General features: G+C 46.4%; 10 protein-coding genes. 7 read left to right on the forward strand and 3 right to left on the reverse strand.

All coding sequences use genetic code 11. From position 1 onward, the window contains the following. The first annotated feature begins 227 nt into the window (after nt 1-227). From AADH33_RS00080 to AADH33_RS00095, 4 genes are all read left to right on the forward strand, one after another. Nucleotides 228-1,169, forward strand: a complete 942-nt coding sequence (locus tag AADH33_RS00080; protein WP_207969042.1) for a fatty acid desaturase family protein — start codon at nt 228-230, stop codon at nt 1,167-1,169. A gap of 392 nt (nt 1,170-1,561) precedes the next feature. Further along, on the forward strand, nt 1,562-2,521 hold the full coding sequence (locus tag AADH33_RS00085; RefSeq protein ID WP_348549176.1) for a TIGR01777 family oxidoreductase: 960 nt from the start codon (nt 1,562-1,564) through the stop codon (nt 2,519-2,521). Nucleotides 2,522-2,616: 95 nt separating this feature from the next. Further along, nucleotides 2,617-3,099: a hypothetical protein gene (locus AADH33_RS00090; protein ID WP_348549177.1), complete on the forward strand. Its 483-nt coding sequence runs from the start codon at nt 2,617-2,619 to the stop codon at nt 3,097-3,099. A gap of 244 nt (nt 3,100-3,343) precedes the next feature. After that, nucleotides 3,344-4,450, forward strand: coding sequence for a metallophosphoesterase (locus tag AADH33_RS00095; RefSeq protein WP_348549178.1), 1,107 nt, complete (start codon nt 3,344-3,346; stop codon nt 4,448-4,450). Nucleotides 4,451-4,462: 12 nt separating this feature from the next. On the opposite strand, the gene AADH33_RS00100 is transcribed toward AADH33_RS00095, so the two are convergent. Beyond that, nucleotides 4,463-5,881 carry an alpha/beta hydrolase gene (locus tag AADH33_RS00100; protein ID WP_348549179.1) on the reverse strand — a complete coding sequence of 473 codons (1,419 nt, stop codon included), beginning with the start codon at nt 5,879-5,881 and terminating at the stop codon, nt 4,463-4,465. Nucleotides 5,882-6,410: 529 nt separating this feature from the next. Here AADH33_RS00100 and grpE point away from each other — a divergent pair. Next, the gene (gene grpE, locus AADH33_RS00105) at nt 6,411-7,010 is read left to right on the forward strand and encodes a nucleotide exchange factor GrpE (protein WP_100748584.1); all 600 of its coding nucleotides are present in this window, start codon (nt 6,411-6,413) and stop codon (nt 7,008-7,010) included. A 197-nt stretch (nt 7,011-7,207) separates the two neighbouring features. Continuing rightward, on the forward strand, nt 7,208-9,145 hold the full coding sequence (gene dnaK / locus AADH33_RS00110; RefSeq protein WP_100748583.1) for a molecular chaperone DnaK: 1,938 nt from the start codon (nt 7,208-7,210) through the stop codon (nt 9,143-9,145). A gap of 85 nt (nt 9,146-9,230) precedes the next feature. On the opposite strand, the gene AADH33_RS00115 is transcribed toward dnaK, so the two are convergent. Beyond that, on the reverse strand, nt 9,231-10,055 hold the full coding sequence (locus tag AADH33_RS00115) for a methyltransferase domain-containing protein (RefSeq protein ID WP_348549180.1): 825 nt from the start codon (nt 10,053-10,055) through the stop codon (nt 9,231-9,233). 125 nt (nt 10,056-10,180) lie between these two features. After that, entirely contained in the window at nt 10,181-11,431 is a 1,251-nt protein-coding gene (locus AADH33_RS00120) for an 8-amino-7-oxononanoate synthase (protein WP_348549996.1), read from the reverse strand. Nucleotides 11,432-11,848: 417 nt separating this feature from the next. On the opposite strand from AADH33_RS00120, the gene AADH33_RS00125 reads away from it, so the two are divergent. Beyond that, nucleotides 11,849-12,394, forward strand: coding sequence for a porin family protein (locus AADH33_RS00125; RefSeq protein ID WP_207969947.1), 546 nt, complete (start codon nt 11,849-11,851; stop codon nt 12,392-12,394). Nucleotides 12,395-12,478 lie beyond the last annotated feature (84 nt).

A 12,478-nucleotide genomic window follows, 5' to 3' on the forward strand; every position in this document is an offset into this window, starting at 1 on the left:
CAAGCGATGGTACGTGGTTTAATGATAGTTAATCTACTGTAAACAGGTACAGCGCGACTGGTATTCAGTCTTTTTGCGAGCGGTGCTTACGCCGACAGAGGACACGCCCTACATAAACTCATAAAAATTTAAATTTTTATTTCTGTTTTGACAGAAATAAAAATAATAAGATAACTTATAGAGGTTTTAGACAGAGGTCTTAGACCAATCACAAATGGATGTGGCACATGAAACCAAATAACACACAGAGTCAGACAGAGCAAACGGTCAAGGATATGGTGAGGTCGATAGCCTGGCAAGACCTGCGCCAGCTGACTGGTAGGCAGATCGCTTATAATATTATTTTGCCTTATCCGTTTTTATTGTTGTCGTGGTGGTTTGCTAGCCAGTCTTGGTATGTACTGGCGTGCGGTGCGTCTTATCTGTTTTTTGCCGCCGCTTTTCGTCAAGCGCATGATGGTTATCACCATAGTTTAGGTGCAGGTCGGCGTCTGACCACTGCTCTTTTGTTGCTGCTTAGTGTGCTATTGATGACCAGCTTACATAGTATCCGAGCCACTCACATGGCGCACCATCGAGACCCATTAGGCGACCAAGACGTTGAGGGTCGTTTGGCAAAGGCATCATGGCAGCAAGCGCTGCTCGGCGGTATCACGTATCGGTTGGCTATCTACCGTCAAGGGCTGCGCTTGAGCAGTCGCCGTCATAGGATGCTGGCTTGGCTAGAGTTTGGGTTGATGGCATTGGTAATTATGGGTGCTCTGATGATGAGCGTGTTTGCTGCGTCTACGGTGCTTGGGCAGATAGTATTATATCATCTTATGGTGATGATGTTGGCCAATGCCAGTGTCGGTATCATCGCTGTGTGGGGCGTGCATCATGACTGTGACGAGACGATAGCTCGCACTGAGCGCAATCCTCTGGTAAATCTGCTGACATTTAATTTACTGTATCACGTAGAGCATCATTTGTTTCCTGCGATACCATCCAACCATTTGCCAGCGCTTGCCAAGCGTTTGGACGCAGCCGCACCTCACTTGACCAATGCGCCTGTACTACCCAGTCGCGCTACTGTTATAAAGCACATTAAGCGTTGCTGGAATGCCATAAAAGACAAGTATCAAAACAGTAATGACAGTGAGTGCCCTATCCGTAAGCGTTTTGCTTAGAGACGAGTAGATCTCTAAATGGATGAAAGAAGGTTGATTGTTTTATAGGTGCTGGTCACTAGAGCGTGTCTTCATTTTTATAGTTAGATGAATGTAAAACTGTTATGGATTTAAACGCGCTACTGGTATAAATTTTACTTGCGTGCTGCGTTCCCAGAGGCTGCGCAAAATTCATCCCAGTAGCGCTATGACATTTTTAGAGTGTATCGACTATAACCCATTTAGATGGCTATTGATTGAATTGAAGAGGTGTCCTAGACCAAAAGACGTTACCAAAAACCTGTGAAAGTCGTTTTGATATCACAGTGAAAGAAGACGATGATGGTGAGACAGCGTTTATCTTCAAAGAGTTGACGATATAGATAGTTGGCGACATGAATAAGGAGTCAGACATGCATATCTTAATCAGTGGTGGTTCAGGGTTTTTGGGTCGAGCATTTAGCGACGAAATCATGGCGCGGTATCGTGAGCGAAAAAAGGCACTACAAGTCACTTGGCTAACGCGTGATAGTAACCAGGCGCACCCTGACGATATCGCTATGATGACTTATGATGAGCTTACAAAGACTGATAAACGCTTTGATGTGATAATAAACCTAGCGGGGGCAGGTATTGCCGACTCGCGCTGGAGCGATAGTCGCAAAGAGCAGCTGATGGCGAGCCGTATTCGGCCTACCGAGGCATTGTTGGCATTTATCGCTCGCAGTCGCAGCAAGCCCAAATTATTGATTAGTGGTTCAGCGATAGGGTGGTACGGCACACAAGGCGATAAACCATTGACAGAAAGTAGTGGTTTTGAGACAGATTTTGCTCATAAATTATGTGATGATTGGGAGCAGTTAGCGCTCAAAGCCACTGAACATGGCGTGCCTGTGGCAATCGTGCGCACTGGCGTGGTGATTCATCCTGATGGCGGAATGCTTGCCAAGCTTTTGACCCCATTTAAAATGGGCGTTGGTGGACAATTGGGCGATGGTAAGCAAATCATGAGCTGGATCAGTCGGGCAGACTGGGTCGGCGCTGTGATATTTATCATTGAGCAGCACCTTGCCGATTATAACAACCGTCAAACCACAAATGATAACTCACTAAAAACCACAAATGATACGCCAGCCATGGTCTATAACTTGACCGCGCCCAATCCTGTAACCAATCATGCTTTTACCAAAACCGTAGGTACATGGCTACATCGTCCAACATTCTTTACTTTACCAGAATTTTTACTAAAGCTGATATTTGGTGAGATGTCGATACTACTAATTGATGGTCAAAAAGTATTGCCACAGGCGTTATTAGCGGCGGGTTATGAGTTTCGATATCCTACGCTCATGCAAGCCTTAGAGGCGAAATAGCGCTAAATCAAAGAACGGTCTACGGAGTTGTTTCATGTGAAACAAATACAACCCGTTCACCATCCGCCTTAATATGATAAAACTGGTGCTTAATTATGGCTGTCAAAAAAAGCAAAGACTCAAGTATCACACTAACAAAACAGTACGCTCGCAAGTCTTATCCGTGGTTAAGGATTGTTGTCAGCTTTGCGCTATTTGGTGGGTGGATCGGGGCCAATGCGATGAATTTTATATTGTTTTTGCTGAACGGCGCTTTGCCAAGAAATATGCAAGGGTTTGATGTTCAGTACTTCATAGCAGACATGTTCGAAGGTCTTGGTTTTAAGATGATAGCGGGTCTATTTCCTGCTTTGATAACTGCAGGTGTCGTTATATATTTTAAGCTGCATCTTAAAACAATCAAAAGCTGGCTTGCGTTAGGAGTATTGGGATTTATGGCGACTGTTCCGTTTAGCCTAATCGTAATGCTGATAGCGGAGTCGGTAGATCTTGGGCTCTTTTATTTGGCGACATTGGTGGGTATGTCAGGGTTATGTAGCGCCATCATAGTAGGCGGTTTAACGATTCCCAAATCGTAGTGCTAAATGAATGGATATATTTGACTTTGCTGTGAGAAGTTTTAATTTAGAGGTGTTTCACGTGAAGCCATACAACTGACTTATACCAGTAGCGCGTTTAAATTTATATAACAGTTTTATTTTCAACTGACTATATGAGGTTTTATGTAAAAAGCGTGAAGCATTGATGAAAGAGCGTCTAAAGGCCAAAGTCGGCTCGCTTTTCGCGTAACATAGCTCCACTGTTATTTGATTAGATTTTACTATGTGGGTATTTATCGTTTTTACGCAGCTGCTTACCTTGTTGACCAGCGCGATACTTTATTGGTTTATAAGACCGTATCGCAAGGTTAATAAGGCTGCGGTGCTCGCTGTGGTCTTTGTTGTCAATAATGCAGCGCTGATATACGGGTTGACGGAGTTTTGGTATGAGCGCTTTCATGTGTATCTGGTCATTGGTATATTGCAAGGGTTTATGCTCTATGCCGCTGCATTAACGGCGGTAGGCTGGCTGCTAAACGCCCAGCTATTTAAGTACGTATGGCAGCCAAAACAGGCACGAGGTGCGACGGGTATGATTTATGTCTGCATCGTGGGGCTGGCGGTATTTAACGCCTACTCGCCAGTCGTCCATTACCTAACGGTTATGACCGACAAACCACTTGCTGAGCCAATGACGATAGCACTGCTATCAGATACTCATCTGGGCAGATGGTTTGGCAATCGCCAGCTCGATAAGCTGGTGCGCCTAGTCGATAGCGAGCAGCCAGATGTGGTGCTCATCGCTGGCGATATTATGAATGATACCACCATCGCTTATGACCATCATAATATGCATGAGCATTTATCAAAGCTCGACGCGCCGCTTGGCGTTTATGCCACGTTGGGCAATCACGATTACCGCGGCTATGATAAGCAAATCGCACAGGCGGTAACGGCTGCTGGTATCACCGTGCTTGATAACCAAAGCGTGCTATTAGATGATTCGGTGTGGCTCATCGGCCGCTCGGATGATGTGGATCAGAGCAGACTGTCAGCGCAGGCGCTACTGACTCAGGTAGATACCGATTTGCCTATTGTCTTTTTAGAGCATCGCCCATCTATGATGGACGAAATCAGTTCTTTACCGATAGATTTGCATGTAGCAGGGCACACGCATGGCGGCCAGATATTTCCATTGACGTTATTGATGCGCGGGCTTGCGCCCCTACATTATGGCGCTAAGGTGGTAGGGGAGACGCAGTTTTTGGTGACATCGGGATATGGCTTTGGGCCGGTACCGTTTCGACTGGGGACGCGCTCTGAGATTTGGATGATTACCCTGACGCCCAGTGATGCCGTGGCTGAGCCGTCGTCACAGTCAGCGCGCTAAGGCGGTCAGTCATTAGGCTGCCAATTGCCCCTGCTCACGAATGACCTCACGGACAAAACTGGCAAAACCGTGGATGATTTTGCGGGTTTCTAATCCTAGCCCCTGATGAATGCTCATAAAGTGAATAAAACCATGCGGCGCACCAAGTACCGTATAGTTTCGCACCGATATGCTATGTGTCTTTAGTTGCTCTGCATACGCAAACGCTTCATCACGTAAGACATCCAGCTCTGAGGTGACGATATAAGTGGGACAGACGTGGCTGTTGTCCCCCAACATAGGCGAGTTGAGAATGTGTTGCCGCGGTAAGGGGCTGTTTTTTAGACATGCCGCGTCAAACACCGCCACATCGTCATGATCTAACAACAAGCCTTCGCCGTATAGCTCCCAGCTTGGATAATCTGTCTCGATATCGGTAACAGGGTAAAGCGGCATTTGTGCAAGCGGCTGAGGCAGACGCTCTAACAGCGCAAACATATCTTGCCCCGCTTCGCCTAGGTCTGCCCAAGCTTGTTTGGCAGGGGCGGTGAGCTGCTGAGCAATAAGGGTCGATAAGCCGCCACCCGCGCTGTCACCTGCCAAGACGATACGTGAAGGCAGCGCGCCAAACATATGACAATGCTCGGCCAGCCAAGCATAAGCGCTGATACAGTCTTTTAGCGCGGCTGGGGCGGGGTGCTCAGGTGCCAATCGATAGTCGACACTGACGACAGGCCAGCCAGTCTGCTGGCTCAGCGCATGACAAAACTCGTGATGCGTATCGATACCGCCGATACAAAACCCGCCACCATGAAAAAACAACAACACGGTCTCATCAGGATTGTGTACGCTGCCTTCTTTGATTGTCTTTCTATAAGTGCTAGCGTCTGGCTGATAGCAGCGAATGGTCATATCGCTATCATCAGCATTTGCAATCACCTTATCAGTCCAACGAACGCTGACCTCACCTTTTTTGCGAAAGCGCTTTATATTACTCATCAGCCTATCGCCCGTCTGTTGCCACACCTTTGGGGATTGCATGGCCACAGCATCGGCGGCGAACCTCTCACGCAGCTTAGGCATCGGCGTCAGCTCAAGCGGGGTTTTTAGCTTACTATTTATCGCCAAAATCAGCCGTAGATGGGCATCGGCATGCAAGTATTGCTTAGAAGTGGGGCCGCCAAGGTAGCTGACCAAACTTTCTAACAGCGGCAATGGCAAATAACCCAGCCCTTTCATCGCATAATGCAAGGTATGCGCTTGATGATTAACGACTTGCTGATAACCCAAACACGTGCTTTTTAACGCACAGCATTGACGCACAGCGCTATCTTTTGGCAAAGCTTCTATCTCAGGCGCTAGCTCGTTCTCAGGCGCTAGCTCGTTTGAGCGCTTTAGATTGATCAACGCTCTATTTAATAAGGTGTTGAGCGATATGGTTGAGTGAGACATAACACCTCGGATACATGATGGTTAGTGTTTGAAATAACAGATGTTTTTGGCCATAGTGAAGTAAAAGAAAACAAAATTGAGTATATTTTGGTAATGGATTGATTGAAAACAGTAAAAATTTTGGAATAAACCAAGGGTTTGGTAGCGGGTGTGAGCTATAAAGGTAAATCAATACCAGTAGGAGGGTACCTCTTGCAAAATAGATTGGCTAGATTTGCCTGTTTGTTCCAACGTTTTATTTCAATGTTTGGCCTCACCGTTTATGTCGTTGTCATCACCATGTCTCTAGAAGTCCCACGCTCGTTGGTACAGCAATTGTTGTAAATGGGAAAAAATCCTCAGCTCAAGGCTTGAAATTTGTCCTCATCACCTTTATCAATCAGCTATCAAAGCATATTCGCAAAAAATCAGTGATATCTGTTGATTATCTAATAAAAGCGCAGACTAATAAGAGCACAGCATGACTTGCCGCCAGCAGGTTTGTTGTGCCATACCTCAATCGTCATTATTAAAATTCTAAGGAGCTATCATGAGCGAGCAAAACAATAACCACAAATCCCCTGAGCACAATGTGGCGCACGACAATGTCGAGCATAATGACAGTATTTTAGAAGAAACCATGCAAGAGTTTGATCCAAAAAACAATTCAGCTGAAAACGTCACCATCGACAACGAAATCGATATCGACACTTTCAAAGCACGTATTGCTGAGCTCGAAGGCGAGGTCAAGCATGCCCGTGAGACCACCGCCCGTGCCAATGCCGAAGCTTACAATGCGCAAAAACGCATGGAGCAAGAAGCTGATAAGAGCAAAAAATTTGCCCTACAAAAATTTGCCAAAGAGCTATTGGAAGTCGTCGATAATCTAGAGCGTGCGATTGAAAACGCAGACGCCAGCGATCCGGTTGCCGAAGGCGTGCAGCTGACGCACAAAGCCCTGCTGTCTGTCCTCAACAAAAACGGTATCGAAGTGATTGACCCACAAGGTGAAAAGTTCAACGCGGATGTCCACGAAGCGGTGGGTATTGATGCCGATGCCGACGCTGATGTGGTCGGTACAGTGCTACAAAAAGGCTATAGCCTAAATGGTCGCCTACTACGCCCAGCGATGGTACGCGTGGGTCAGTAGGATTTTTTACTTGATTTTAAGCGTCTAAACCTTACTTATATAAAGGGTTTTGACAAAAAATCACACAAAAGACAATTTTTGCTTGATGATTGCCTTGAAAAAACCGACAGGCAAACCGATATATAGCAACAAGTGACCGACTATGGTCTGAAGATATAAGTAGTTATATTTAAAATATACATTAGGAGCATTTGATTATGGGTAAAGTAATTGGTATTGACTTGGGTACAACCAACTCATGTGTGGCAGTGATGGAAGGTGACAAAGTCAAAGTCATCGAAAACGCTGAAGGTACCCGTACCACACCTTCTATCGTCGCTTATAAAGACGAAGAAATCCTCGTTGGTCAATCGGCTAAGCGTCAAGCGGTCACCAACCCAAAAAACACTTTGTTTGCGATCAAGCGTCTGATCGGTCGCCGTTTTGATGACAAAGTGGTACAAAAAGACATCGGCATGGTGCCATACAAAATCGCCAAAGCGGATAACGGTGATGCTTGGGTAGAAGTAAATGGTAAAAAACTAGCGCCACCACAGGTTTCTGCTGAAATCTTGAAAAAAATGAAAAAAACGGCAGAAGACTATTTGGGCGAAAAAGTAACAGAAGCGGTCGTAACCGTACCTGCTTACTTCAACGACTCACAGCGTCAAGCCACCAAAGACGCCGGTAAAATCGCCGGTCTTGATGTAAAACGTATCATCAACGAGCCAACTGCCGCGGCACTTGCTTATGGTATGGACAAAAAGCAAGGCGATAGCACAGTTGCCGTATATGACTTGGGCGGTGGTACATTTGACGTATCAATCATCGAAATCGCTGACGTCGATGGCGAGCAGCAGTTTGAAGTACTAGCGACCAACGGTGACACATTCCTTGGCGGTGAAGACTTTGACTCAGCATTGATTGATTACTTGGTCGATGAATTCAAAAAAGAGCAAGACGTCAACCTAAAAGGTGACTCACTTGCGATGCAGCGTCTAAAAGAAGCAGCCGAAAAAGCAAAAATCGAGCTATCAAGCGCTCAAAGCACTGAAGTGAACTTACCATACATCACCGCTGACAGCAGTGGTCCTAAGCACTTGGTCATCACTATCAGCCGCTCTAAGCTTGAGAGCTTAACCGAAGATCTGGTACAGCGTACCATGGGTCCTTGTAAGATTGCCCTTGAAGATGCTGGCCTAAAAGTCGGCGACATCAACGACGTGATCTTGGTCGGTGGTCAGACGCGTATGCCACTTGTACAACAAAAAGTACAAGAGTTCTTCGGTCAAGAGCCACGTAAAGACGTAAACCCTGACGAAGCAGTAGCAGCGGGTGCCGCGATTCAAGGTGCGGTATTGTCTGGCGACAAAACTGACGTTTTATTGCTTGATGTGACACCATTGACGCTTGGTATTGAGACGATGGGCGGCGTGATGACCCCGATCATCGAGAAAAACACCATGATTCCTACCAAGAAATCACAAGTGTTCTCAACAGCAGAAGACAACCAGCCTGCGGTAACCATTCAGGTTTATCAAGGCGAGCGTAAAATCGCTAACCAAAACAAACTGCTTGGCCGCTTTGACTTAACAGATATTCCACCAGCGCCGCGTGGTCTGCCACAAATCGAAGTGACTTTCGATATCAACGCTGATGGTATCATGAACATCTCAGCGACTGACAAAGGTACTGGTAAAGCGCAAAGCATCCAGATCAAAGCAGATTCTGGCTTGTCGGATGAAGAAGTTGAGCAAATGGTACAAGACGCTGAAGCCAACGCAGCTGAAGATGAGAAGTTTGCAAATCTGGCGCAAGTGCGTAACGAAGCAGATGGTCGTATCCATGCGGTACAAAAAGCGCTAAAAGAAGCGGGTGATAAAGTCACTGAAGAAGAAAAATCATCAGTAGAAGCGGCAATCTCTGAGTTAGAGACAGCGACTAAAGAAGATGATCATGACGACATCAAAGCCAAACTTGAAGCGCTAGACAATGCTTTCTTGCCTATCAGCCAAAAAATCTATGCTGATAGCGGTGCAGGCGCAGAAGGTATGGATCCAAGCCAGTTCCAGCAAGGCGCGGATGCAGCAAGTAACAACCAAGCCGACGATGATGTTGTCGATGCTGAGTTTACAGAAGTAGACGACAAAAAATAAAACGGCTGATAAGCTGACCGTTGATTAATGTGACATAAAAACGCACCTTTCGAGGTGCGTTTTTTTATGGCAGTTACTCATTTGATCAACGATCGATATTTGGTTCAATAAGCTGAGCGCTAATAATCAGTGCTTCATAAGTGAGTATGACACCAGCGTCTCCCGCCTCGTCTATCGCCGAAAACTGCTGCCAGTAGCGCCGCTCAAATTGCTGTAAGCTCAATTTGTTCCAGATGAAAGCCATGCGCGGGCTGGCTTTGTTTTGCGTTTGATTGGTCGATACCCCAGTGAGTTTCATATGTTTGAGTACCGCATAAGGACTAGAAAACGTCACATCAAAGCGCCGTGTCGATAGCGCAATATTGTCAAACCCAGCGTGATGCAATGCCAAGCGCCATTGCTGCATGTCAGGATAGTGAAGGCCTTGACCAGTCAGGGTTTTGATTTGCAAAAAATTATTAGGCGTAAAGGTGCTAAAGGCCAGTTGGCCACCTGCTTGGAGGCGAGAGGCAGAGTGGGCAACAAAGCTGAGAGGATTATCAAACCATTGCACAGCATTGGCGCTGACAATCAAACTATGCTCTCCTTTGAAGTCGATAGTTTCGGCGTCGCCGATGACGATCTGAGCATTCGGCAAAATGCCTTGCAGGGTAGCTGTTTGCTCGGCGCATAGCTCATTGATCAGCCAGCGCTGGCTTTGAATGTGCTCGGCCAATAGGCGGGTCATCTGACCTGTACCTGCGCCAATCTCTAAGACGCTGTCTTGCGTTCTTTTGGGGATGGTCGCCAGCAAGTCGTGACAGATTTTTTGCTGGATAGTGGCGTGCTCATCATAACGACTGGCATTGGCAAAATGGCGCGCGATGGTTTGCTTTCTGTGATCTAGCTTGAGTGCGGCTGAGTGTGTCATCTATGCTATTACATCCTATCTGTCGGCGAGCCATTTTTCCTAAACCATATCATCGTCTTTACCTGATCGTAAGGTACCTGTACGTCAGTCATCGCCAGTAGCGATTCAACCTATATTTAAGACAACTACAGTTGCTGAATTAACCGCTCACAGTCATCATAGGTCAGTTTGGCATTCATCACGAGACGAATGCGCGCGCTATTGGCAGGCACGGTAGGCGGCCTAATAGGCAGTGCATAAAACCCAGCGGCCTGTAGCTGCTGGGCTTTGGCCAGTGTGCGCGCATTATCGCCTAATATATAAGGGACGATAGGTGAGGTATAGGCGCTGCTGGCTGCGCTGGTAGAGTATTTGAGGGCAATGGCCTCGCTCAGCTCGGTAGACAGTAGCGCCAAATGCGTCCGTGCCGACGTCAAGCTTGGCATTTTGGCCAACACAAAACGTGTCCAAGCATGGTTGATGGGCGGCAATGCGGTACTAAAGATAAGTGAGCGCATGTGATTGACCAGCCAGCGCTTGATGGTTTCATCGCACATGATATAAGCGCCAACGGAAGCAAATGCCTTGCCAAAGGTACCAACCAAATAATCAATCTGCCCGAGTGTCTGCGTGTCCTCTGCCAGCCCAAGCCCTGTCTCCCCTAAGACCCCGATGGCATGAGCCTCGTCGACATACAGCTCAATGCGTGCATCTTGGGCTTTTATTTGTACCAGCTGTTGTAAGTCTGCGCGATCACCATCCATACTAAACACGCTTTCGGTCACGATAATGATGCGCCTGATATCGTCATCAGCTTGCTCGATAAGCCGAGCCAGATGCGCGTAGTCATTATGACGATAACGGCGATAGCCAACGGTTTTGTTTTGGCTAAGGCGCAGCCCATCGATGATACTGGCGTGCACCAGTTTATCTGCTAACACCAGTGTTTTGATGGGTAAGGCGGTCAGCGCAGGCAAAATACCGATATTGGCATGGTAGCCGCTGTTAAATACCAACACAGATTTTGGCCTACTCAGATTGCTAGGACTGCTAGGACTATTAGAGGCATCTTCTTGACACACTGCCGTTTGATACCATGCTTGCATCTCAAGCTCTAATGCTTGTAACTGCGTATCGTTTCCTGTGAGTAGCCGTGAGGAGGTGGCACTCATTTTAGGATAGTGCGTGTCAGCCAGCTGATCCATCTGCTCAAAAAACGCCCTTTGTAGCCTACCATCGCTGCCCAAACCCAGATAGTCATTACTGGCGATATTTAGCAAGCGTTTGCCTTGATAAACAACATAGCGCCCATCATGCGCCAGCGTCGGTATCTGTCGATACTGCTCATTTTTCTTTAACGTCTGTAGTGCTTGCTCCAGCTCGTCCTTGAGGGTCATCATCTATTTTTTCCTGTTATTTTGATAAAACAAAGCGATTTTTTGGCCTTTTTCGGTCTCTTTGTCCCTTGCGGCTAGGGCCTGTCTTTTATTCAAGCGATAATCGTCTAACTGGGTGAAATATGAGGATACGCTCGGTAAAACCTAGTGCTCAGACACACACGCTGCCTTCGCTTTCTATGAAATAAGTAGGGATTATTGCACAAAAACGGAGGTTGTAACAAAAGATTTCATATCTTTGCCTTTGTAACCCACGCGCTGATAAATACTTGCAAAACTTAACTCTCACACCATCAAACACTGACAGAGAGTTTGAAATAGTTTGTTACTATATATTCATCGTTAGCAAACAAGGCGATAAGGCCAAAAGCCTATATAAATAGATAACTTGTTTGTCATAATTTTAAGGAGCTTATCATGAATACTCTACAAAAAACCCTACTTGCGCTAGCTACTGGTTCATTATTGACAGTCAGTGCTCAAGCTGCGACGACTTATAGTAACGGCTACACAGGCCAACCTTATGTGGGTGTAAAAGTCGGTCAGTTTGACTTAGATATCGACAATGCTGATGACCCAACAGCTTACGGTATATACGGTGGTTATAACTTTGACCAAAACTTCGGTATCGAAGCAGAATATGTTGGCTCAGACGATGCTGACTACAGAAATGGTGACCTAGATGCCAAAACGTATGGTGCTTATGGTACGGCTCGCTATCAGTTTCCAAATACGGGTTTATACGCCAAAGGTAAACTAGGGGTAGCCAAAACTGAGGTTGAAGGCGACTACACGGTTGGTCCATTAAAAGTGTCAAACTCAACCAGTGATACTGGTATCGCAGGTGGCGTGGGCCTTGGTTATTCAGTGAACCCAAACTTTGGGGTTGAAGCCGAGTACGCCATGATGGATAGCGACGTCGATGCCAAGCTATTAACAGTGGGCGCCCATTTAAAATTCTAAATCGATGATGAGATGACTAAAAGTCTACCGGATTAGGAATTTATAAGAGAAACACAGTTATACAATACAGTCATAAATAGTTAT

This window comes from Psychrobacter sp. KFRI-CH2-11 (assembly GCF_038239325.1).
Lineage (GTDB): Bacteria > Pseudomonadota > Gammaproteobacteria > Pseudomonadales > Moraxellaceae > Psychrobacter > Psychrobacter celer.